The sequence below is a fragment of the Maridesulfovibrio sp. genome (assembly GCF_965230075.1).
Taxonomy (GTDB): Bacteria; Desulfobacterota; Desulfovibrionia; order Desulfovibrionales; family Desulfovibrionaceae; genus Maridesulfovibrio.
Genome location: NZ_OZ245945.1, coordinates 2,244,813 through 2,268,695, shown reverse-complemented (window position 1 = coordinate 2,268,695; position 23,883 = coordinate 2,244,813). Strand labels below are relative to the sequence as shown.

The 23,883-nt window shown below is 48.8% G+C and carries 16 protein-coding genes; 14 read left to right on the top strand and 2 right to left on the bottom strand.

The features are described 5' to 3' along the window. Positions 1–65: 65 nt before the first annotated feature. Positions 66–1,211, top strand: a complete 1,146-nt coding sequence (locus ACO05Z_RS10220; protein WP_421902083.1) for an IS4 family transposase — start codon at positions 66–68, stop codon at positions 1,209–1,211. Positions 1,212–1,283: 72 nt separating this feature from the next. Here ACO05Z_RS10220 and ACO05Z_RS10215 read toward each other — a convergent pair whose 3' ends face one another. Next, positions 1,284–2,504 carry a tyrosine-type recombinase/integrase gene (locus ACO05Z_RS10215; protein WP_421902082.1) on the bottom strand — a complete coding sequence of 407 codons (1,221 nt, stop codon included), beginning with the start codon at positions 2,502–2,504 and terminating at the stop codon, positions 1,284–1,286. 343 nt (positions 2,505–2,847) lie between these two features. Between ACO05Z_RS10215 and ACO05Z_RS10210 the strand changes: the two genes are divergently transcribed. Beyond that, positions 2,848–3,876 (top strand): hypothetical protein, encoded by a 1,029-nt coding sequence (locus tag ACO05Z_RS10210; protein WP_421902080.1) that lies wholly within the window; start codon positions 2,848–2,850, stop codon positions 3,874–3,876. A 788-nt stretch (positions 3,877–4,664) separates the two neighbouring features. Here ACO05Z_RS10210 and ACO05Z_RS10205 read toward each other — a convergent pair. Beyond that, positions 4,665–6,080: a sigma-54-dependent transcriptional regulator gene (locus ACO05Z_RS10205; RefSeq protein ID WP_421902078.1), complete on the bottom strand. Its 1,416-nt coding sequence runs from the start codon at positions 6,078–6,080 to the stop codon at positions 4,665–4,667. A 558-nt stretch (positions 6,081–6,638) separates the two neighbouring features. On the opposite strand from ACO05Z_RS10205, the gene ACO05Z_RS10200 reads away from it, so the two are divergent. The 12 genes from ACO05Z_RS10200 to ACO05Z_RS10145 all read left to right on the top strand — a co-directional run bounded on the left by ACO05Z_RS10200 (position 6,639) and on the right by ACO05Z_RS10145 (position 23,871). Then, positions 6,639–6,908: a transposase gene (locus ACO05Z_RS10200; protein WP_421902077.1), complete on the top strand. Its 270-nt coding sequence runs from the start codon at positions 6,639–6,641 to the stop codon at positions 6,906–6,908. Positions 6,909–6,928: 20 nt separating this feature from the next. Next, positions 6,929–8,938 (top strand): FAD-dependent oxidoreductase, encoded by a 2,010-nt coding sequence (locus tag ACO05Z_RS10195; protein WP_421902075.1) that lies wholly within the window; start codon positions 6,929–6,931, stop codon positions 8,936–8,938. 23 nt (positions 8,939–8,961) lie between these two features. Beyond that, a complete protein-coding gene (locus tag ACO05Z_RS10190; protein WP_421902073.1) occupies positions 8,962–9,387 on the top strand; it encodes a hydrogenase iron-sulfur subunit in 426 nt (141 codons plus the stop codon). Positions 9,388–9,398: 11 nt separating this feature from the next. Next, positions 9,399–10,532 carry a Coenzyme F420 hydrogenase/dehydrogenase, beta subunit C-terminal domain gene (locus ACO05Z_RS10185; RefSeq protein ID WP_421902071.1) on the top strand — a complete coding sequence of 378 codons (1,134 nt, stop codon included), beginning with the start codon at positions 9,399–9,401 and terminating at the stop codon, positions 10,530–10,532. An 18-nt stretch (positions 10,533–10,550) separates the two neighbouring features. Further along, positions 10,551–13,988: an FAD-dependent oxidoreductase gene (locus ACO05Z_RS10180; RefSeq protein WP_421902070.1), complete on the top strand. Its 3,438-nt coding sequence runs from the start codon at positions 10,551–10,553 to the stop codon at positions 13,986–13,988. Positions 13,989–14,006: 18 nt separating this feature from the next. Next, entirely contained in the window at positions 14,007–14,573 is a 567-nt protein-coding gene (locus ACO05Z_RS10175; protein WP_421902069.1) for a 4Fe-4S dicluster domain-containing protein, read from the top strand. After that, complete coding sequence (locus ACO05Z_RS10170; protein WP_421902068.1) at positions 14,570–15,523, top strand: CoB--CoM heterodisulfide reductase iron-sulfur subunit B family protein; 954 nt, start codon at positions 14,570–14,572, stop codon at positions 15,521–15,523. The genes ACO05Z_RS10175 and ACO05Z_RS10170 overlap by 4 nt, the downstream gene beginning before the upstream one ends. Beyond that, a complete protein-coding gene (locus ACO05Z_RS10165; RefSeq protein ID WP_421902067.1) occupies positions 15,516–16,418 on the top strand; it encodes a universal stress protein in 903 nt (300 codons plus the stop codon). The genes ACO05Z_RS10170 and ACO05Z_RS10165 overlap by 8 nt, the downstream gene beginning before the upstream one ends. Before the next feature lie 95 nt (positions 16,419–16,513). Further along, on the top strand, positions 16,514–17,809 hold the full coding sequence (locus ACO05Z_RS10160) for a (Fe-S)-binding protein (RefSeq protein WP_421902066.1): 1,296 nt from the start codon (positions 16,514–16,516) through the stop codon (positions 17,807–17,809). Between the two features lie 1,222 nt (positions 17,810–19,031). Then, on the top strand, positions 19,032–20,021 hold the full coding sequence (locus ACO05Z_RS10155) for a glycosyltransferase family 2 protein (RefSeq protein WP_421902065.1): 990 nt from the start codon (positions 19,032–19,034) through the stop codon (positions 20,019–20,021). Beyond that, positions 20,021–21,871 carry a glycosyltransferase gene (locus ACO05Z_RS10150; protein ID WP_421902064.1) on the top strand — a complete coding sequence of 617 codons (1,851 nt, stop codon included), beginning with the start codon at positions 20,021–20,023 and terminating at the stop codon, positions 21,869–21,871. The genes ACO05Z_RS10155 and ACO05Z_RS10150 overlap by 1 nt, the downstream gene beginning before the upstream one ends. Before the next feature lie 17 nt (positions 21,872–21,888). Beyond that, complete coding sequence (locus tag ACO05Z_RS10145) at positions 21,889–23,871, top strand: SPASM domain-containing protein (RefSeq protein WP_421902063.1); 1,983 nt, start codon at positions 21,889–21,891, stop codon at positions 23,869–23,871. The last annotated feature ends 12 nt before the right edge of the window (positions 23,872–23,883 follow it).

The window sequence follows — 23,883 nt, the reverse complement described above, 5'->3', positions numbered from 1 at the left end:
AAATCTCCTCAAAAAATGTTATGTAATTGGTGTCTAAGCAACACATAACAAAGGAGAATTTGGACGTGGCTCATAGTAACACAATTCTTTCCCAACTGCTACAGCTGATACCGAGACATGTTTTTGATGCCGTGGAGCGGCAGCATCCGAGTGCAAGAAAGGCTCGTGTTTTTACCCGCTGGGCTCAGTTTGTTTCTCTTGCATTTATCCATTTGGCTGCGCGACCTTCCATGCGTGACGGGATCCGTAATCTGGATGCGAATTCCCAGCAATTCTACCATCTCGGGATCAAGCCAGTATCCCGCTCAACCTTTTCTGATGCCAACAACAAACGCTCTGCCGATTTCTTCCAGACCTTACTCGCAGAGATGTACAAGCGGTGCGAAGCCATCTCGCCAGTTCATAAATTTCGCTTCAAGCACAAGCTGTTCAGCCTTGATGCCAGCACAATCAAGCTTTGTCTGGAGGCATTTCCATGGGCTTCCTTTCGCAAGAACCGTGGAGGAATCAAACTTCACACCTTGCTTGACCATGACGGATATATTCCTGCTCTGACGGTTGTAACCGATGCGCGGCAACATGAATCCAAGGTAGCCAAGACACTCAAGCTTCCCAAAGGATCAATCGTTGTTTTCGACAAAGGCTACAACAATTACCAATGGTTCTCGGCTCTCATCGAATCTGGAGTCCATTTCGTCACTCGCCTTAAGAAAAACGCAAAATTTAAAGTGGTTAAACGTAATCCTGTTAAGAGGAAACAGGGAGTCACCTCTGACCAAATTATCCGAGTCAAAATGCGCAAGGGCAAATTGGATTTACGACGAATCGGATATCGTGACCGCGAAACAGGCAAACATTACAGTTTTTTAACCAGCAACTTCTCGCTTTCAGCAAAAACAATTGCTGAAATTTATAAAGAGCGTTGGCAAGTCGAGATCTTTTTCCGGCTGATCAAGCAAACCTTGAAGGTTAAGTCCTTTGTCGGCAAATCCGAAAATGCCGTCCTGAGCCAGATTTATACGGCAATGATAGTCCATTTGCTGCTGGCTTATCTGAAGTTTCGTTCCAAGATAGGACGGAGTTTGCAGCAGATGATCCAGCTTGTTCAGTTAAACGTTTTTAGGCGTTCCAACCTGGAAGAACTGTTTGATCCACCATTAAAAAAGACCACGATTAACGTGGGTTATCCATTATTGGAGATGGCGTGTTAACCGGACAGCATTGGTTTGGTTTGAAAATGTGAGAAATTTATAAACATTCTTCCATGCAATTTCAACACGTTGCTACGCACTTTGTTTGAAGGGAATCACTTTCCGGTTATCCCGCAGGCTGTCGAAGTCGTCAGCGAGCCATTGCATCATTCTGCGGCGATCGTCCAAGTAGGCTGCGTGGTTGTAGGAAGCCTTAACCCCGTTGCGCTCTACGTGGGCCAGTTGCCTTTCGATTACATCACCAGCCCAGCCTTGTTCATAAAGGCGTGTGGCGCATGTTGCCCTGAATCCGTGGAAGCAAAGCTGCTCCTTCGTATACCCAGAGCGGCGAAGGGCAACATTCAAGGTGTTTTCGGAAAGGATATTGCCTTTGCTGATCACGCTTGGGAAAACGTATTTTGAAGGGTGATTCAGGGCTTTTACTTCGGTGAGGATGTCCATAACCTGCCTTGAGAGCGGCACGATGTGCGGTTCCTTCATTTTCATACGTTCTGCGGGGATGCGCCATTCCTTGTTTTCAAAATCAATTTCGTCCCATTCCATGCCCCGTACCTCAATGGAGCGGGTAAATGTGTACAGGCCAACGCGCAGGGCTTGTTTTACGGTGTAATGTCCGGTGTAACCTTCGATTGCTCGTACCAAGGATCCGATCTCCTTCGGGCTGTTAAGGTGCGCTCTGTGCTTCTTGGTCTTGCTGGTCGGGGGGAGGGCGTTTTTCACCCTCTGCACGGGATCATATTCGATCTTATCCAGAAACACTGCATACCTGAACACCTGTGAACAGAGGGATGTTACCCGCCGCGCAGTTTCAATGGTACCTTTGGTTTCTATCCTATGTATAAGGTTGAGGATGTTCTGGGCAGATATGTCTGTAATGTCCTTTGGCCCGATGTACGGGAAAATATGGTTTGTCAGCCGTCCTGCGTTGGTTTGGTAAGTTTTTTGACTCCAGTCAGCTTTGTTTCTCTCAAGCCATTGCTCGGCAATTTTTTTAAATGAGTTCTCACCGGAATCCTGAATACGATTCTGCTTTTTATTTTCATTTGGGTCAATGCCTTTTGCCACCAGTCCTTTTGCTTCCCGGTGCATTTCCCGTGCTTCTTTCAAGGAAATGTCCGGGAACACTCCATATGTATAGATGTTGGGTTTGCCTGTCTGAGGGTGGCGGTAGCGGTATATAAACGATTTTACACCGCTTGGTCTTACCCGGAGGAAAAGGGCGTTTCCGTCCTTCATGTCGTACTTTTTGTCCTTGGGTGCCGCTGTCTGAATCTTTCTTGCTGTAAGTAGCATAACTGTCTCCTTTAACAAAATTAATGTGTGTACCGAGCTGGGTGCATGAGCCAACAGTACACACAATTCTGGAGACGGAGCAACGAGAGTCCAAGGAGATTTGCTTGGACCTATTTGGATGCAGATGGACGAAACGGACCTGATGGTCAGGTCCGTTCTGGATTGTATTGGACGGTATTATTTGGGGAGAATATTTGAGGTGTGGGATTCGAACTTGTGGGGGAGTAATACAAGGGGAACAGTGGCAATTGCGTTAATTTCATAGTATTCAGATGTATATTGACTACGGTGCTTATAAATCTTATAGACAATAATGTTATATTAACTCTAGCCAGTAAAAATTATGTCTGTACAATTATTCATAGGTGGCCTTAATCTTTTTTATGAACTTGCTGATCATGAAATCAAATTAAATAACTATGATTATCCCGAACTCTTCAAAAGTTTTTTCAATTTAACTTGGGCTGAAGATCTTATTGTCTCCAAAGGGTTTAGCAAAGCATTAAATGAGATCGAAAAAAAGGACGATTCTAAACTAACTACATACGCACGTGCAGCAATGGCACTGTTGGAAATTGTTGAAAGTAATAATAATTTAAAAAAATTAACCATACATACTGAAAAGACAAAACCATTTACAGAAAAAATTTCAAAAAGGATAGATCAAGACTTAAGATCAATTAAAAAGCCTATCAAAAAAGAAGAAAACGTCCCAAATGGTTTTGCTTACAATAATAGCAACTGGTGTCATATAAAAATTGCATCATATTACTCTGCTATAAAAGTATGTAATGATCTAAATTGTACTCTATCTGCTGACAATGATTTTTATAGATATTTTGAACTTCTTAATAAGCCAAAATACATAAATAGTAATGCAGTAAATGATGCTTTTGCGGCTTATTTTAAAATGCATATTCCGCAACTTTTTCCTACTATTTCAATAGGAGAGTTGCAATGCTTCGCTTGCAAAAGAATAGTTTCGTGTAAAAATTGTGGAGAGGCATGGGAGAAGAAAAAAATATACATGGAAGGATGGAAAATAAGATGTGGCGATGAGTTTGCTGAACTCAGAGAAGAAGTAGGCAAGATTAAAAGTCAACTTGAAGTGTTGGACTTAGATAGAGATGCGATTTATTCTAAACTAGAGCAAAAACGTAAAAAGTGCCAAAAAATTTCCAGTAGACTAAATAGCTTATCAAATATACTCAACATTATTACTCCTCCTGCTTCATTTATGCTCGGTTGTGTCGCCGACACCCCTCTTCTTGTGTCTCTTGGTGCAGGTATGGCATTAGCCCCAATCGCATCTCATAAAGCCCAATCGGTATATTACAACAAAAACAAGCTAGCACTTTTCCATAATCTGTAGCATTTCAATCAATTATGATACGCATTTTACATTGCGTTTGGATTATTTGTAACTAGCTGTCCTTTTATGATTTTTATTACTCATTGTGCTGTTCGGATTATATTCCGTAAAATCTCCTGTGCGACTCAACACTCACCGCCATTATCCCAATCTCAAGCGCATTACCCCCACGGTGTGTATCGATGTGTGTATCAAGTGTGTTAGGAAGTGCAGCGACATGACCATTGTTTTTTCGAGCTGCCATAAACTCAGCTGTGTGTACCAAGTCCAAATACACAGTGTGTATTCTGCCCACATCATCCCAAGCTCCAAGCATCCCATCACCCAACGTGTGTACCAAGTGTGTACCGAAGTGTACCCAAATCCCCGGTACACACCAGAGTACACACAAGTGGTCCCGGATTGGGCTGGATTACATCGTACAGTAATACCCATGAAAACAAAAAAAGCCCCTGAAATTCAGGGGCTTAATAAACAGTATCGGACTGTATGATTTCATATTCTGGCGGGCAATACAGGATTCGAACCTGTGGCCTTCAGCTCCGGAGGCTACGGAATCATATCCGGTGTATGTTATTTCAGGTGGTTAACACCCATTCTTACTCATTGAAGCCTATTCAACTCATCTGGAAAGGTGAGTAAAAGGTGAGTAGGGGGAAGTGGTATAATTTCATACAACCTGTATTGGTTAAGTTGAGCTGTTGGTTTGTTGTCATCAGGCTGGAAAAGGTATTGGTCAGAGTTCTAGCAGGGCTGTCTATTCTGGTAACCAGCTCTAAATACCGACCTTAATCTCTATTCCTACTAATCCTATACTGCTTGAGCAGAGCATACAGCCGTGCCCGTGAGAGCCCGGAAATCCTGCAGGATTCCTTTATATCTCCACCGCTAATATCCAACATGTCGTGGAGATATTTTTTTTCGAGTACCTCCATCTGTAGTGCCCGGTACTCTTTAAGTGTGGGAAATTCTTCGATCGAGGCTGGTTCACTTGTCGTATACTGTGATTCTTTCTGCTGTCTTTCTTCCAGTGACAGCCGGGTCAGTTGCGCCCGAATCCCTCTGGACAGGTGGCGGGGGTAAAGCACATTTTCCCGGTCGGAACGGGTCACCGCCTGCTTAATGGCGTGCTGAAGCTCGCGGATGTTGCCGGGCCAGCTGTAGGTCATTAGGGCATCCAGAAAATCTGGGGAAAATGTTTTGGATTCTACTCCGAGCTTCTTGATTTTTTGCTCCAGGAAATACTCGGCCAGTTCATTAATATCTTCGGTAATCAAACGCAGCGGGGGAAGCTGCAAACGTATGCCGCGTAGCCTGAAAAAAAGGTCCCGGCGAAATTCATCTTGCTTAATCATGGTTTCCAGATCTCGGTTTGTGGCTGACAGCAATCTGAAATCACTAAACTTTTCCTTGCCACTCCCCACAGGACGGAAACTATGACCTTCCAGAACCCGCAAAAAAACTTTTTGCAAGCTCAGGGGCATTTCCCCGACTTCGTCAAGAAAAAGGGTGCCCCCATCAGCCTGTTTAATCATTCCGATTGAAGTGGCATCCGCGCTGGTAAAAGCTCCCCGCTCATGACCGAAAAGCAGGTTTTCCGCCAATGTATCCGGGAGCGCCGCACAGTCAACAACCACAAAATTTTTCTTTGCCCGTACGCTGTTCTTATGGATCGCCCGTGCAAAAAGCTCTTTGCCGGTTCCGGTTTCCCCGGTGATGAGCACATTGGCTTCAGATCCGGCGGCCTGCGCCAGCCTGTCCATGCAGGCCATCATCGGGCGACTGCTGCCGATTATCCCGGTCCGGTCCAGTGAACAGCTCATCCCGCACTCATAGCGCTTCCGATGGTATTCAATAACCCTTTTGACGAGCACCACCAGCCGCTGGATATTCGGCGGTTTGGTAATGTAATGCCATGCCCCGCTCTGAATGGCTTTTTCCCCAGTATCCGGGTCCCTGTCTTTTGAGACCATGATCACTTCCGGGAATGAAGGGATGGCTCTGATGGTTGAAAGGTATTCAAAGCTGGGTCTGTCCGCCAGATCATCGCCAAGCAGAACAGCTTTATAATCTCCGGTATGCAAAAGTCCCATGGCTTGAGACAATTGGTTGCAGCTGTTGGAAGGCAGGTCATGAGCAGTTAACGCCCTCTCAAGACCGCGGGTAAAATTTTTATTTCCGTCAATGATGAGAATGTCGGACATGTGAATATCTCCTTTTCATCACATAGGTTACGCCTAGTCACTCAAAGACCTGCCGCTGACCGCCAACCCGCCGCCACTTTCGGTTTAGCGCTGATATCATATCACGGTTTAAACTTTACAGCCACCGTTGCCACTGCATGGCCGATTCTTTTGCCTGCTCGTTTTGCAGATTAATTCTCCTGTAAATGAACATAGATACCTATGGCACCTTGTCGCTGTGTCCGGCTCCGTGTCTTGCGGGGTTGGATTTGTCTTGTCTCGCAAGACAGTTTTAAGGGTGTTTTGGACTCAATTTATAGAAAATTAAAAAGGATAAAAACATCATCAATCAGAAATATCAGTGTTTCTCCATGGCGGAACGCATCTTGTTAGGGAAGCAAGTGACGAGGTCATTCACAGCAAGAAAGAATTAAGAACGCGTTTGTGCCCGGAAACAGGGGAATTGCTGGCAGCAGAAGATGGAAGAACAGCGACTCGCCCGGGTCAACACTCTCTTACTCTCCAAGGAAAAAACGGGCCGGTTGGAGACAGGGAAAGAGACTAAGGAGGTATTGGCGGATGAGACGCAAATGGGACCCGAAGACAAAAGCCAAAATAGTTCTGGAAGGACTAATGGGCGGATGCGTCACCCAACTCTGCCGCTCCCACGACCTTCGGCCCGGACAGTATTACAAATGGCGGGAACAATTTTTAAGGAATTGCCACATGGCTTTTGAAAAACCGCTTTGCCCTCCTGCCGACCCGGAACTGGCGGCGGAAAACGAAAAGCTCAAGCAACTGGTGGGGGAGCTGACTTTAAAGCTCAATAACGGCAACAGCATTCTTTGATCCCAAAGGAGGGATGCACCATGGCCAACAAGATCGGAGTATATGTCTGTCATTGCGGATCGAATATCGCGGGCAAGGTCGATTGTGCGGAAGTAGCCAGTTATGCCGGGAAATTAAAGGACGTGGTCGTTGCGCGTGATTACCAGTTCATGTGTTCCGACCCGGGACAGGAAATGGTTATCCGGGATATCCGTGAATTCGGACTGAATCGGGTAGTGGTTGCCTCCTGTTCTCCCCGACTGCATGAAAAGACTTTTCAGAAGGCCTGTGAACGGGCCGGACTTAACCCCTATCTCATGCAGCATGCCTGCATCCGCGAGCATTGTTCCTGGGTTACCGAGGACAAGGGTTCGGCGACCTTGAAGGCCATGCATATAGTTGAAGCCGCCGTGGACCGGGTGGGTGAGCATCAGGAGCTTTTTTCCCGTGAAGTGGACGTGTTGCCCGATGTCATGGTCGTTGGCGCGGGGATCGCCGGAATTCAGGCTGCCCTTGACGTTGCCAAGTCCGGGCACAAGGTTCATCTGGTTGAAAAGAGTCCCTCCATCGGCGGGCACATGGCTCAGTTCGACAAGACTTTTCCCACTCTGGATTGTGCGGCCTGTATTTCCACCCCCAAGATGGTGGCTGTTTCCCAGGAGCCGAATATCAATCTCATGACCTGGAGCGAGGTCGAGGAGGTGTCCGGCTTTGTGGGCAACTACACAGTCACCGTGCTGCGCAAGCCCCGCTACATAAATGAAAATGTTTGTACCGGCTGCGGAGCCTGCCTTGAGAAGTGCCCCACCAAGGCCATCAGCGAATTTAACGAAGGCCTTTCCATGCGTAAGGCCATTTACCGCAATTCACCGCAGGCAGTTCCCAACACCCCGGTTATCGACGCCACAGTCTGCAAGAAGATCACCAAGGACAAGTGCGGCATCTGCCAGAAGATCTGTCCCACCGGGGCCATTGATTACACCATGAAGGAACGGCGTGAGGTCTTTCATGTGGGGTCCATCATTTTGGCCACCGGGTATGATGCCATGGACCCGACCCCCATGCGCGAATACGGATTCGGACGATTCGACAATGTCTACACCGCCCTTCAGTTCGAAAGGCTCAACAATGCGGTCGGCCCCACTGAAGGTAAGATTGTACTCAAGAACGGCGAAACACCCAAGAGCGTGGGTATCATCCATTGTGTCGGCAGCAGGGACAAGAATTACCACGAGTACTGCTCGCGGACCTGCTGCATGTACGCCCTCAAGTTTGACCATCTGATCAAGGACAAGGTCGGGCACGATACCAAGGTCTATAATTTTTACATCGACATGCGTTGCTTCGGTAAGGGTTACGAAGAATTCTTCAAGCGCGTTCAGGAAGAAGGCGTGAACTTCATTCGCGGGCGTCCGGCTGAAGTGGTTGAGGAAGACGGCAATCTGGTCATCGTGGGTGAAGATACCCTGCTCGGCGTGAACGTGCGTGTTCCCGTGGACATGGTCATCCTCTGCACGGCCATGGAACCGCGCCCGGATGTAACCGAAGTGGCCCGCATCTTTGGAATTGCGCAGGGGCAGGACGGTTTCTTCCTTGAAGAACATCCCAAGCTCGGTCCGGTTTCAACGGCAACGGACGGGGTCTTCCTCGCCGGGACCTGTCAGGGACCCAAGGATATTCCCGATGCTGTTTCCCATGCTTCGGGCGGCGCGGCGCAGGCTTTGGCCCTTGCGGCCAAGGGCAAGGTTTCCATTTCACCGACCACATCCTTCATTGACCCGGATATTTGTATCGGCTGCAAGGTCTGCATTGATCTTTGTCCTTACTCAGCCATTGAGTTCGATGAGCGCCGCAATATCTCGGTTATCAACGAGGCCATGTGCAAGGGTTGCGGAAGCTGCGCCGGATACTGCCCCAGCGGAGCGGCCCAGATCAAACATTTCAAGCAGCTACAGGTATTCAATGAAATTGACGGCATGCTTGGCATGCTGCTTAATCCCCCGCCCCCTGAAGCAGGTGGAGAACAGGCTGAGGCAAAGAGTGAAGTTTAACCGGCAACATTCAGGAGATGAATATGAGTAATGAATTTGAACCGACCATTCTGGCCTTTGTCTGTAACTGGTGCACCTACACTGCTGCCGATCTGGCCGGGACTTCCCGGATGGTGCAGCAGCCCAATCTACGGCTGGTGCGGGTCATGTGTACCGGCATGGTCGACCCCAAATATGTGGTCAAGGCCCTGCTTGCCGGGGCGGACGGGGTGCTGGTCAGCGGCTGCCATCCGGGCGACTGCCACTACATAAGCGGCAACTATAAGGCCCGGCGGAGGATCAGGCTAATCAATGAAATTCTGCCTCAGTTCGGAATTGAAAAGGAACGGGTCAAACTGACCTGGGTCGGAGCCAGTGAAGGTAATGAATTTGCGGCCACGGTGAATAATTTTATCAACGAGATCAGAGAACTCGGTCCCATGGAAACCCGGTCTATGGCTGTGGTTTAGGAGGTCTGAAAATGGCTACCATCGCAAAGATACAGGTGGAAAATAATAATCCGGTTCTGGCGGTACAGGAATTTTTGCGCGGACTGCTGAAGGATGAATCCGTGGGCGGGGTTCTGGTTCCGGTCCACTTATTCGGCAATGGGCTGCCCATGCCCACGCTGGTTACTGCCCCGGATATGCTTTCCGGTGCTGATCCGTTGGCTCCGGCTTATGCCATGAACAGTGCCAAGCTGCTTTCGCGGTTGACCCGCGGCAGGCCGGGCGAACGCATTGTCGCGGTGCTGCGGCCCTGTGAAATCCGGGCTTTTGTAGAGCTGGTCAAGCTCAATCAGGGCAGCCTTGATGATGTGATCATCGTCGGCGTGGACTGCAAGGGAGCGTACTCCAACACCGATTACAAAACTTTTGTGGGTGAGCGGGATTCCATGGAAGCCAGTATGGATTTCCACGCACAGGAAAACGGCTCGGTCAACGGTGTGGACCTGACCTCCGCCTGCAAGTCCTGCGAATTTCCGGCTCCTGAAAACGCGGATATCATTCTAGCCCTTGCCGGGGCGGATCTGAAGCAGGCTATTCCGGTAATGGCCGACAGCGCGCGCGGCGAAGCCCTGCTGAACACCATGGGCTTGCCGGACATGATTCTCGGTGAACGAAATCAGGTTCTTGAAAAATTGATAGCTGAACGCATTCAGTACCGCGATGCCATGTTTGAAAAGACCACCGCCCAGACCGGAAATCTCACCGACCTCGCCGGATATTTTTCAGGCTGTGTGAACTGCTACAACTGCCGGGTGGCCTGTCCGGTCTGCTACTGCAAGGAATGCGTGTTCAATACCGATGTTTTCGAGCACAAGCCCTGGCAGTACCTTGGCTGGGCCAAGAGCAAGGGCGGATTGAAGATGCCCACGGACACGGTCTTTTTTCACCTGACCCGTATGGTTCATATGTCCACAGCCTGCGTGGGGTGCGGCCAGTGTTCCAACGCCTGTCCCAATGATATTCCGGTCATGAAACTATTCCGCACCGTGGCTGCGCGAACCCAGCAGAGTTTTGAATACCTGCCGGGCCGGAGTCTGGACGAATCACCGCCACTCTCGGTCTTCAAGGAAAACGAGTTTCAGGACACGGTTTCACATATGGCTTAAATATATGCGGAGGACAAGATGAGAAAGCAATACGGAGCAATGGTGGTTGGAGCCGGTATCGGCGGAATCCGGGCTGCGCTTGATCTCGCGGTCACCGGTCACAAGGTCGCACTTATTGACCGCCGCCCGAATCACGGCGGGATTCTGGCCCAGTTGGATCACCAGTTCCCCACCGACCACTGCGGCATGTGCCGGATGCTTCCGCTCATGTCCCGTGATTCGTCCAGCCAGTACTGCCTGCGCAAGGGACTTTTTCATGATAATATCGACATCATGCTTTCTACCGAAGTGGAAGCTCTGGAAGGCGAACCCGGTAAGTTTTTTGCCACCCTGAAGCGCCGCTCCCCGCTGGTGGATCCGCACAAGTGTGTGAGTTGCGGGCTGTGTTCCGAGGTCTGCCCGGTGCGGGTGGACAGTGAATTCAACGCCGGGCTGACCAAGCGGGCGGCCATCTATCTGCCCGTACCGCACGCTATTCCCAACCATTATGTGCTGGACCTTGATAGCTGCCAGCGCTGCTGGAAGTGCCATGAAGCCTGTCCCACCGGGGCCATTGATTTCAAGTTCGAGGAACGTAAGGACTTCCATATTCTCGTGGTGGACCGTGATGAAAGCGTGATGCAGACCATTCAGGAAAGCCTCGGCGAAGAGAATTTTTCCCTTACTTTCACCACCAGCGGACGCGAAGCTGTGGACCTGATCACCGAATCGGACAGATTTCGGCTGGTGCTGCTGGGGCTGGATGTGGATGAAATGGATGCCGACCGCGTGCTGACCCGTTGTCGGGAACTGCGGCCCGATATGGATGTGGTTATCCTTACTGATGAGGAACGAAGCGAAGAAGCTGACGCACTGGTCCGGGAAGGTGCACGGGAATATTTTAGCACTCCTCTTGAGTCGAATAGCTTCATTCCCTGGCTGGATAAGTTGTTTATGCGCATTATGTCCGACAGTAGTGAAGAAATTCAAGTGGGAGCCGTGGTGCTGGCCGGGGGCTTTGACTGCTACGATCCCAAGAACGATCCACAGGGATCCGGGGATATCTGGAATCTGGACCATCCCGGCGTGCTCACCGCTGTTGAATTTGAAAGACTTTTAAGCGGCACCGGCCCAACCGGAGGCAGGCTGCTCCGGCCCGGAGACAACAAAGCTGTTGAAAAGATCGCTTGGGTCCAGTGCGTGGGGTCCCGCGATGTGAAAAAGAATGCAGACTTCTGTACCGGAATCTGCTGCATGTTCTCCATCAAAGAAGCTTTGCTGGCCAAGAAGGTCACCGGCGGTGCAGTGGAAACCAGCATATTTTATATGGATATGCGCACTTCAGGAAAGGAATACCAGCGTTACCGCATTAAGGCGGAAGCCGAAAAGGGCGTGCGTTTTGTGCGCAGCCGCCCGCACACCCTCTGTCCCACTGAAGACGGTTTGGGACTCATCGTGGAATATCTGGCCGATGACGGCAACCTGCTTAGCGAAGAATACGACATGGTCGTGCTGGCTGTAGGCGCCCGTCCTCCCAGAGGTACAGAGCAGCTGGCCTCGACCATGGATCTGGAATTGAACCAATGGGGCTTTGTGGATACCAAGCCCTATTCACCGGAACGGACCAGCGCAGTGGGTATCTTTGCTGCCGGGGCCTGCGGTGAACCCAAGGATATTGCCGAATCGGTTATCCATGCCGGGGCAGCCGCTCAGTCCGCCGCCCGGATTATCAAGGCCTACGATGTGCTGGCCGGGATTGAAGTCAGCGATGAACCGGAATACCCGGATGTCTCACGCGAACCCCCGCGTACTCTGGTTGCCCTGTGCACTTCCTGTCCGACCCTTGAACAGGGTGTGGATATTGGAAAGGTCAGCGAACGCATGCAACGGGTCCATTCTGTTTGCAAAGTCGTCAATGTGGGCGGAGCCTGCACCGCACAGGGCTGGCAGGACATTGAAAAAGAAGCCGGGGAATTCAAGCCCAACCGGATCATTATCGGTGCCTGCATGCCTTATGTCTACATCCCCCGGCTCAAGGAACTGGGCCGGACCATCGGGCTTAATCCCGCGCTTATGGACGTGGTGGATATTTATACCCCGACTTTCAATGTGCAGGAGAACAACAGCGCCAACGCTGAAAAGGAAATTTACGCTTCCATGGCGACCGCTGTGGCGAGGCTGCAGGGCGTGGATCCGACTTCACCCCCGGTCATGGTGGACGTGGTCCGTTCCGCCCTTGTGGTGGGCGGCGGACTGGCGGGTATGACCGCATCCATGTCCATTGCCGATCAGGGCTACGGGGTCTGCATGGTTGAAAGCGAAGAGGAACTGGGCGGCACGGCCATGCGGCTGCATACCCAGCTCGACGGTTCCAATCCCCGCGACTACATGGAAAAGTTGATTGAACAGGTGGAAAAGCATCCCAATATCAGGGTGCTTAAGGATTCACGGGTTGTTCTTTCGCGCGGCAGTGCCGGACGGTTCCGCTCGGCCATTGCCAGCCCGCAAGGGGTATTCCCTCTTGAGCACGGGGTGACCATCCTCGCCACCGGGGCACAGGAAAGAAAGGTCTATGAAAGCGGCATGTGCGTGCACAAGTCGGTTGTGACCCATATGGCCCTTGAGGAACAGCTTGCCACGGGTAAGCTCGATGCCGGAGCCCTTTCCGCAGTTGCCATGATCCAATGCTGGCGCAACCGGGGTAAGGACCGCACCTATTGCAGCAAGGTCTGCTGCCCGGAAATGGTCAAGAATGTGCTGGCCTTAAAGGAACGCAATCCCGACCTTCCGGTCTATGTCTTTTACCGCGACATCATGATGCCCGGATTCCTTGAGACTTACTACACCAAGGCCCGCAAGGCCGGAGCCATATTCATCCGCTATGAACGCGAGGATCCTCCGCAGGTGGAATTTGAGGACGGTAGGCCGGTTCTCACCGCTTATGATCCGGTTCTTCGTGAAAAGATAGTTGTCAGGGCCGATGTTCTGTCCCTGTCCAGCGGTATGGAACCCAACGATGTGGAAGATCTGCTCGAAGTTTTCGGCGTGGAAGTCAATGAAGACGGTTTTTATCAGGAAGCGGATTTCAAGTGGCGTCCGCTGGATTTCCTCAAGCAGGGAATCTACGCCTGCGGATGCGGACTGGGTCCCCGGCGTATGGGTGAAACCGTGGCCTCGTCCAAGGCTGCAGCCCAGCGGGCATTGCGCATACTGAGCGCTGAAACCATTGCCCGCGAAACCATAGTCGCCTCTGTTCGTCATTCCCTGTGCTCACTTTGTCAGGCCTGTGTTGCGGCCTGTCCTTACGGAGCGCGGGTGGTTGATCTGGAACTCGGACAGATCAAGGTTGATGAAATCCTTTGTCAGGGTTGCGGTTCCTGCGCGGCGGTTTGCCCCAACAGCGCCACAGTGCTCACAGGATTTCATGACGGGCCCATGCTTTCGGTGATTGATGCGGCACTTGAGGAACCTGTCTAGAAACAAGGAGATAAGGTCATGAGCGAAGCTGTAAAGGAAACATGGAGTCCGGTAGGCCATGAATACACGGCTGAATTGGGCCGCTTGAAGGAAATGGTGGGGGCCTGCATGCAGTGCGGCACCTGTACCGCCTCTTGCCCCAACGGGTTCGCCATGGACGTTACCCCCCGGGTCATGTGGCGGATGGTCCAGTTCGGCATGCTGGATGAAATTTATGCCAGCCATACCTACTGGATGTGCTCAGCCTGTTACACCTGCACCCTGCGTTGTCCGCGCGGTCTGCCGCTGACCTCGTCCATGGCTTCCCTCAAGCGTCTGGCCATGCTGAGCGGCAAGGGAAAGAAGGATGGGGCTTTCTACAAGGCTTTCATGGAAAATGTGGAAGCCCATGGCCGGGTACAGGAAGTAGGCATGATGAGTAACTATTTCTTTAAGCGCATGGACAACCCGGCCCTGCCGTTTCAGTTCATTCCGTTGGGTATGAAGATGATGGGCAAGGGCAAAATGCATATGCCCGGAGGAGGGCAGGGCGCAATACTAAGGCCCATGTTCGAGAAGGCCCGTGAATTGGAGGGATTATCATGAGATACGCATATTATCCCGGCTGCTCTTTAACTGAAAGTGCGGTTGAATTCGATATCTCCACCCGTGCGGTTATGGAAGTTCTGGATGTTGAACTGGTGGAAATTCCGGACTGGACCTGCTGCGGAGCCAGTGCCGCCGAACCGGTCAGCGAACTGATGAATTACGCCCTGCCGGCTCGCAATCTGGCTATTGCCGAAAAGGAAATGGGCGGAATTGATGTACTGGCCCCCTGTTCGGCCTGCTATTTAAATTTGCTCAAGGTCAACAAGGAGGTCATCGGCAACCGCAGTCTGCACAGAAAAGTCAATGAAGTGCTGGCCGCTTCAGGATTGACATACGCGGGCGGAGTTGCAGTGCGCCATATATTGGATGTGCTCATTAACGATGTTGGAAAAAAGAAAATCGGACAAAGGGTTTTCAATGGGCTTCAGGGGATGAAGGTCGCTCCTTATTACGGCTGCCAGATTCTGCGTCCCTACCCCGTCTTTGATGACCCGCGCAATCCTACGTCCATGAACGGAATTCTGGATAAGTTGGGGGCTGAAATCCATGAATGGGATCACGGAAACAAGTGCTGCGGAGCATCCTTGATGATGGGACACCGGGAAGTGGCCCTGCCTGCGGTGGCGGAAATTCTTGCGGATGCCGAAGGCGCGGATGCCATCGTGACCGTCTGCCCTCTGTGCCAGATGAATCTTGAAGCATATCAGTCACAGGCACAGAAAATGGGAGCCAAACCTGTCCCTGTCCTTTATTTGACCCAGCTTATGGGGCTGGCCTTCGGTCTGGAGGACAGGGCTGTGCAACTGGGAAAGAATCTGACCGTGACGACAAAGGTCAGAAAGAAGATAGCCGACAAGGCCTGGACCAAACTGGCAAAGGCTTTAGGAGGCGAAAAAGAGTCAAAGGCAACGAGGGAAAACATCAACAAGGGAGAGAGTCATGTTTAAGGACATCATCGTCGGCGTAACCCCGACCGGAATTGACGATTATGCAGTTAAGGCTGCTGCCGAGTTTGCCCGTAAGTTCGAATCCAATCTCTACCTTGTCCACGTTGCGGGCATGGCTCAGGGCTGGGGTTCCATTGAAACTCTTGAACCTTCCGGTGAAACCGGCCAACTCAAGGAAAAGATCACTTCTGCCTATGGTGAAATGCTGAAGGATATTCCTGAATCCCAGATCATGGTTGTGCCGGGTATCCCGCACAATGAACTGTTGCGTTTGGCCCGTAAGAAGAATACCGACCTCGTGGTCATGGGACCGCACACCAAGGAATACGAGGAAACCCGTTCCAAGATGTGGGGCATGGCCGGAAGCACCCTTGAGCGGGTCAGCCAGAAGGCCCGTTGCCCGGTCATGATTGTACATAAGGAAGTGGTCTGCACGGAGCCGCTCTTCAGCAACATCCTTGTAGCTACCGACTTCTCCGAACAGGCTGAATGCGCCGTTGCCTACGGCGGTCAGATGGCTCGCCAGTACAAGGCCAACCTGAAGGTCATGCATGTGCTGGAAAACGGGGGTAGCCGGGAAGAAGCCCTTGCACGCATGGAAGAGGCATACGGAAAGCGCATCGACGGTATCGGCGAAAGCGGCTTTGAAGTATGTAGCGGAAAGGCACCCATGGAAATCCTGCGCATGAGTCAGGAATCAGGGGCAGACCTGATCATTATGGCCCACCACTCCAAGGAAAGGGATCCTGAAAAGGCATTCCTCGGTTCCACTGTGACTCAGGTGGCCCTGAATGCACCTTGTCCGGCCATGAGTGTGAACCGTCACTTCGATTTGCGCTGCGGCCTGATGTACGACCAGAGCGGTGGGGTGACCAAGGTTGCCGCCAATGCATAGCCGCTCAGGCAGTTGAATAAGTATCAGCTAAAACATGGCTCCGGGAGGAAATCCTCCCGGAGCTGCATAGAAATAGTTCACAAAAGGAGTTCGCCATGGGTGAAGCAGCACTTCTTATTGAACCGAAAAAGTCGGGACTGGTGGATAAGGTCAGGGAACTGCTGCCCGAGGGCGGCAACCTGAATATGTGTCTTTCCTGCGGGGCCTGTTCCGCCGGGTGTCCGGCAACCGGAATGGAAGGCATGGACCCCCGTAAATTCCTGCGCATGGCCCTCATGGGAATGGAAGAGGAGCTTAGATCCACAAATTGGGTCTGGCTATGTACCATGTGCAAACGTTGTATCTATGCCTGTCCCATGGAAGTGGATATCCCGCAGCTGGTCTATTATTGCCGCCAGTCATGGCCAAGGGAGGAGCGCCCCAAAGGCATTCTCGGCTCATGTGAACAGGCCCTGAAGACTCCGGGCAACAGCGCCATGGGTGCTTCCAGCGAAGATTTCAAGTTCGTGGTCGAGGATGTGGCCGAAGAAGTCCGCGAAGCCCAGCCCGGATTTGAAGATATTAAAGTGCCCATCGACAAGAAGGGTGCCTACTATTTCCTGAACCAGAATTCCCGCGAACCGGTCACCGAACCGGATGAAATGGTCCCGCTGTGGAAGATTCTTAATTTAGTCGGTGCGGATTGGACCTACAGCACAAAAGGCTGGGCCGCTGAAAATTATTGTATGTTTCTGGCCGAGGATAAAGACTGGGAAAACGTGGTCCGCAACAAGGCCACGGCAGTGGAGGAGCTGGGCTGCAAAATCTGGCTCAACACCGAGTGAGGACACGAATTTTACGCAGTCCGGGCCGGACTGGAAAAATTTAATGTCGAGCACAGTTTTGAAATGGAAAGCATCATCAGGCTCTATGCCCGTTGGATACGGGAAGGCAAACTCCCGGTTAATTCCGACTGGAATAAAGACCTTGGAGTAACTTTCACGGTACAGGATCCCTGCCAGCTGGTGCGTAAGTCGCTGGGTGATCCGGTGGCCGAGGACCTGCGCTTTGTGGTTCGTTCGATTGTGGGTGAGGAAAATTTCATCGACATGTGGCCGAACAAATCCAACAACTACTGCTGCGGAGGTGGTGGCGGATTCCTGCAATCCGGTTTTGCCGATCAGCGCAGGGCCTACGGAAAGCGCAAGTTGGACCAGATTCTGCGCACCAAGGCGGATTACTGCATTGCCCCCTGCCATAATTGTCATTCGCAGATCCATGATCTCAGTGAACATTCAGGAGCAGGATTTCCGGTAGTTCACCTTTGGACTTTGATTTGTCTCTCACTGGGCATTCTCGGTGAAAACGAACGGGAATACCTGGGAGATGATTTGAAGAATGTGGGATTGTGATCCGGAAATTTAGGACTAAATGGGAGTGTTCATGTAAAATCAGGCTACAATTTCACATGAGCACTCCTTTTTATTTCCTGTACACAAATCTGCATACTGAAATAGTTAGTTTTCGGCAGTTCTGGAAATGGACTTAAATAGGGAGAGGTTCTTATGAATCAAGGGATAACGGGCACCCCCGGCGGAAAATTTGATCTCCCGCTAGACAATTCGTAACCAGCAGGCCGTTGGTTCAATTCCGATCGTTGGCTCCATGAAAAAGTCAAGTTTCGCAGTGCGTTAGTGCATTGTGAGGCTTTTTTGAGTTATCCATTTTCTTCGTTATTCCCCCCACAAAAAACTTCCATTTAGACGTGGGCGATAGCAAATTTAGGTGCTGCTTCAACAGAAAACGTCTATGGGCTGGGATGTTTCATGGGGGAGAGAGTTTTGTTCTACGGATACGGTTATATTCAGGCTGAAATCTTCCGAGGTCTTTAGCTATGACCCTCAGCATCGGCAGAGTCTAGAAGTCTATTATTTTGCGTCATTCTCATTTCCTGCAGAAAAACTAACATCCTTAAAAGATTATAAAAAAAGCCTGTTCACACGAATAGGCTTGAAATATAAGGAAAGCAAAAAGGTGAGTAAAATTTGTTAATTTTACTCACCTTTTTGCTGTAACCTATTGAAATAATTGGCGGGCAATACAGGATTCGAACCTGTGGCCTTCAGCTCCGGAGGCTACGGAATCGTATTCGGTTACTGTTATTTTAGGTAGTTAACACCCGTTCTTTTCTCTTTTACTACGGTTTTCTTGGGTAGAAAGGTGAGTATAAGGTGAGTAGGGGAGGTGGCTATACAGTTGGTGAATCAATGTATACTCTATATTTAGAGTAAATAATTTTGGATTGATGCTAAGATAGAGCGTAATACTATTTAAGAATAGTTCGCGTCAGATAATTCGTAACCAGCAGGTTGGGTGTTTAATTCGCCTCATTGGCTCCATAAATATCAAAGGCTTACGTCTGTACGGACGTAAGTCTTTGATATTTTAGCTACTCTGAAGGATAAAGCCTATTTTTTGATAAAAGCTTAATCCGATGAGCCTCCGGCTTTGCGGGGGTATGGATGGCTTGGGTGCTTTGTTGTGTACACTCAACTTTTGGAGTAGGTGGATGTTTAAAACTATGGTCATGTTGTAGAGACCGTATAACTTGTCTTCATTCTATTGGGATTGTTCGTGGCTAAAATTTGCGTTATCGTTTTGAATTACTGTACTTATTCAGCAACATTAGACTGTCTAGAGTCAGTGCATACAGCGGCTAAAGACTCTCGTTTTTTACAAAAAGGACACGATATATGTCTTTGTGTTTGCGATAACGGATCTGAAGATGATTCGATTCACCACTTTATGAGTTGGGCTAATCAAAATTATGCATCTGAAGAATGGCTGAGTGTCGCAGAAGGAGAACAGATACAACCACAGTCAATAGCCGCCAAACGATTCGTCCTTGTGATAAATGGTAGTAATAAGGGATATGCCGCCGGGAACAATGTGGCCCTTAGGTTAATGTCGGAACACGCCGATTTTGATTACTATCTCGTTCTCAATAGTGACGTTGTCGTGGAGCAGGACAGCCTTTATTATTTATTAAAAGATGCTACAGAAAAATCAGACTATAGCATTTTTGGGGGGACTATAGTATTTGCTGATTCGCCGGACACGATTCAATGTGCCGGGGGATGGAGATATAATCCTATTTTGAGTCGCGTGAAACCTTGTTTTGGGGGGAGAAATATTAACGAGGTTGGCTCTGGAGTCGATCCACGGATGGACTACATATATGGGGCCTGCATGCTGGTCCGCGCTGAAGTTTTCAGGAAGTGCGGTTTTTTCAACGAAGACTTATTCTTATATTTTGAGGAAATAGATTTTTGTTTGCGGGCTCGCCGTAAAGGATTCAATTTGAAATGGAGCCAAGAAGCCGTGATCCATCATCGGCATGGTCATACAGTATCAAAGATAAGTGAGGCGCAAAGGGAATACTATGAAATGTGGGGAGTCCTGACTATTACCGGGAAGTATAATCCATTTTGTTTTCTCTTTGTTGTCCCCCTCCGCCTAGTTGTAAAATCGTTTTTATTTATAGCAAGGGGCAAAGCTTCTATGATTGGCCCTCTTTTTAGGTCGTGCTACGACTATTTTTGTGATGAAGTGAGAAAAGTTTAATGAATAAGGCAAGTCAGATTATTTTTTCGAAGTTGTCAACCTCCCACAATCTAAAGGGCAAAAATATATTCATTTACACGGGGGATGACACGCTGGAATGGTTATATAAACACGTTAATAATTTTTCCAGCGCAGGTGTCGCCTGTTGTGGAAACGTGTCGACAGTTCCTGATCAAAAAATTCAGATGTTCCCTACTGGTTTGAGAAAGCATAATTTCTTACTCCCACAGGGAGCTGCTGCATATCTAAACGAAAAAAAAATACGTGAAATATATATCCTTCCAGATGCCGGAAAACCAGATTGGCTAGCGTTACTTTCATGGTTTCGCAAGGGAATCAGACAATATTTTGTCGTAAACTTTGAAACGATGCAAAGAGTCAACGTTGCTAAGGAACTCATTAGAAAGCTTCCGTTGGGACTCCATTTTCTGACTAAGAACTTGCCGTATCCCATACACTCCTTTTGCTACAACAAAATAGGTAAGCCCCTATATAACTATGCATGCAGAATGCTGCCTGACGATGATTTAATTTCTAAAGAAAAAAACGGAACTCTTTCGTTGGCTCAGGATATTGCTTCCAGCAATGATAAATCTGTAGCCAGAGAGGATGTCAAATTTAAGGACATTAAAATAGTTCAATATATAGGAGGCCTTGGGCCTGGAGGGGCTGAACGCCAGCTATGTAATGTGTCTCGCTCTCTCATAAAAACGGGCCTTGCTCTTGATGTTCTTTGTACTTACGAATTGAATGGTCGGTCAGCTCACTATTGCGATTTATTAAGCAGTTGCGGCGTCTCTTCAAGTATGGCGGGAGATAGTTCGTTTAAAAGGCTAGCCGAGTCGATGTCTATTCATAGGAATGTAGGTAAAACAATATTTCTTCCACATGTCCCGACTCGAATAGCCTCTCAAGTGTATTCCCTGTATGGCGAATTAATTGAGAGGAGGCCTCAGATTCTGCATTGTTGGCTTGACCAGCCCAATATTATGGGAGGCTTGGCTGGCTACCTTGCTGAAGTCCCTGTCATATTACTAAGCACTAGAAATTTGAATCCATCATGGTTTCCAAGGTTTAACGAACCTTATTTTAAAGAGTGGTATAATGTTTTTTCACAAAGTGAGCGATTTGTATGGCTTGCTAATTCCAATGCCGGGGCTTTAGATTATGCAAAATGGCTCAACGTGGACCCTGGATTATTCCGAGTAATCCGAAATGGGGTTGATTTCGAACATATTCATGCAGACACGCAAGCTGCCGAATTGTTTCGGAGCGAAGAAGGTATTTCCGTTGATGCTCCAATGGTTCTTGGTGCTTTTCGTCTAGACGATGAAAAAAGACCGCTAGATTTCCTTGAAACAATCCGCAAGGTGAAACAAGAAATTCCTGACGTAGTGGCATGCATTGCCGGAGTTGGGGAAATGGACGCTGAAGTTGCCAAAAAGGTTGACCGAATGGGGTTGGGAGACACTGTCCGGTTGCTGGGACGAAGGGTAGATATCTATAGAATCATGATGTCTTCGAATGTGCTTTTACTAACTTCGAAGTTTGAAGGAACGCCTAATGTCCTTTTGGAGGCGCAATATTTGAAGGTGCCTGTCGTTGCTACCAAGGCAGGAGGTTCACCGGAAGCGATGATTCATGAAAAAACAGGTTTTGTTTGTGATATTGGAGACATAGATACTATGGCTCAATCAGTTGTCACCATCTTGAAAAATGATCAGCTTGCTAAGTCTATGGGGCACGCGGGCCATACATTTGTCAGTGAACAGTATTCTTTGGATGGAATGTTAAAAAGTATAAAATCGCTATACGAAGAATTGATCGAGAAAAGTAAACAGTCGTTATAATAACGAAAAAGCGAATCATGATATCCTTTATAGGTCGTGCCGTAAATAAATTGAGGGCAAGAAAACAAGCTCTGCAGGGTATTCCTTGTGCATATCCTTGGCAGCAGCTTATTATCGATTTGACGGGGGAAGTTGTCCCATGTTGCTACTGGAGTGGCTATGGTAACAGTGGCGAGCCTATGGGGAATATCAATACGCAATCAATTGAGGAGATATGGAATAACGCTAACTATGTAGAACTGAGAAGAGTCATAGCTTCAGGTAATATCCCTGCGACTCATCCCTGCGCTAATTGTCTGGCGTACGTGTGGGCAAATAATAATTATCCCCCGTTCGAGTGGCCGTTGGCCTACAAGAAAGAAGAAGGGTTTTGTTATACTGCACAAATTCCTGAATCAATTTTAGATGAAGCGAATGACACTGGAGAACCGATTACTCTTTGGGAGGATGGTATCGAACTCCATGATGAAGTTGTGCACGGTAAAATCAGAGAAGTTGGAAATGGATTGTATTGCCCATGGGGACGTGTGTTGTATTTTTCAAGCAGCGACAATTCAGACCCCATGTTGAATTTTAGGGAATACAAACTCGTTTGCGGTAACATCTCATATATTTTCCCCAGCATTGTAAGGAACAGCATATCGGGGAGGAATATACTCAACGCCTATCAGGAGTTCAGGTCAAAGGCCGCTCTGCTTAAGAGCAAGCCCACGATGCTTACTTTCATATCAACTTCCGATTGTAATATCGATTGCCCCTCATGCAGCCAGAATCAGGTCAGACTTTTGGGTTTGGGACATGGACCAGAGACAGAGGGCGATGTTCTTAACTTAGTTCCATACCTCCACCAGTTCATTTGGCATGGCGGTGAACCGTTTGTTATCAAGAATTTCCAAAAATTCATAAGGGAGTTCAAAAAGAAAGATAACCCGAATCTTACCTTTGGTTTTACAACCAACGGAACAATGTTGAATAAAGATATCCTAAAAAAATTAGAAGCCTTTCCCCGTATTAATGCGAGTATCTCCTTTGACAGTTTTTTTGAGTCTACTTTCAAATTAATACGAACTGGGGCGAACTTCGAAAAATGCCTTGCCAATCTCCATGAAGCGTTGAAAGTCTATTCGGCTCCAGACAAGATTTTTAGTGTCGGAATGATTGTGCTGAAAAAAAATTTTACAGAATTAGCTGAAAATATGGAATATGCCGTAGCTCATGACATCGGCGTTAACCTTTCGCCAGTTGTCGTTTATCCCATTCATCAAAGATTGGACGTATTTCAGAATTTTGAAGAACAAACTCAGGGATGGAAGGTTGCACTTGAAAAGACCAAGGACATTATTGCAAAGGGTAAGTCCTGCAAATGCAAGGCGTTCGAAAGGATTGACCCAGAAGGCATGTTGATCGAACTGGAGCAGTTATATAATCAAGCAGCCGAACGCTATAGTGACACTTTTGATATTACTGTTGAAATTCAAGACCCTCATGATTCCCTTAAAGAAATGAATAGGCCTGCCATAGTCTTTTCGATTCAAGGAAACTGGGGAAAGCCTTTGTCCTATGCATTACTTGAAGAAGGAGTTTCTTGTTACAGCCTGTCTCTTCCACGAAAGGAACTGACAGGAAACAATCATCTTGAATGGTATATATTTCACGACATTTGTGAGGATGTGCAGCATATTCTCAGTGACTGTGTCGTGGATTCCAACAACAGGGCACTTTACGAAACAGGTTGGACAAGTGTGCCCAAGCTTTACCGTTTTGAATTGCCTCCGTTTAAAGCTGTTCAAAGAAAGAGTAACCTGAAATCAGCCATTTCTCATGGGATCTCTATGAGGGTAACCGATAAGAATCAGATAACACAGGGCGTAATTGATTATATGGAAAATGAACGCTCCCATGGATTCGGCCTTCAGGGGGAAGGTGATCGTTCGACTGTGGTCCAGAATATAAACTCTCAACAATCGCATTTGCGTTATCGAGATTTTGTCAAGCTATAGCAAAGGGCAATT

Coding starts and splice junctions, on each gene's coding strand:
- ACO05Z_RS10170 (WP_421902068.1), top strand. CDS start 14,570: ATGAGATACGCATATTATCCCGGCTGCTCTTTAACTGAAAGTGCGGTT.
- ACO05Z_RS10175 (WP_421902069.1), top strand. CDS start 14,007: ATGAGCGAAGCTGTAAAGGAAACATGGAGTCCGGTAGGCCATGAATAC.
- ACO05Z_RS10190 (WP_421902073.1), top strand. CDS start 8,962: ATGAGTAATGAATTTGAACCGACCATTCTGGCCTTTGTCTGTAACTGG.
- ACO05Z_RS10195 (WP_421902075.1), top strand. CDS start 6,929: ATGGCCAACAAGATCGGAGTATATGTCTGTCATTGCGGATCGAATATC.
- ACO05Z_RS10150 (WP_421902064.1), top strand. CDS start 20,021: ATGAATAAGGCAAGTCAGATTATTTTTTCGAAGTTGTCAACCTCCCAC.
- ACO05Z_RS10185 (WP_421902071.1), top strand. CDS start 9,399: ATGGCTACCATCGCAAAGATACAGGTGGAAAATAATAATCCGGTTCTG.
- ACO05Z_RS10200 (WP_421902077.1), top strand. CDS start 6,639: ATGAGACGCAAATGGGACCCGAAGACAAAAGCCAAAATAGTTCTGGAA.
- ACO05Z_RS10165 (WP_421902067.1), top strand. CDS start 15,516: ATGTTTAAGGACATCATCGTCGGCGTAACCCCGACCGGAATTGACGAT.
- ACO05Z_RS10215 (WP_421902082.1), bottom strand. CDS start 2,504: ATGCTACTTACAGCAAGAAAGATTCAGACAGCGGCACCCAAGGACAAA.
- ACO05Z_RS10210 (WP_421902080.1), top strand. CDS start 2,848: ATGTCTGTACAATTATTCATAGGTGGCCTTAATCTTTTTTATGAACTT.
- ACO05Z_RS10180 (WP_421902070.1), top strand. CDS start 10,551: ATGAGAAAGCAATACGGAGCAATGGTGGTTGGAGCCGGTATCGGCGGA.
- ACO05Z_RS10145 (WP_421902063.1), top strand. CDS start 21,889: ATGATATCCTTTATAGGTCGTGCCGTAAATAAATTGAGGGCAAGAAAA.
- ACO05Z_RS10205 (WP_421902078.1), bottom strand. CDS start 6,080: ATGTCCGACATTCTCATCATTGACGGAAATAAAAATTTTACCCGCGGT.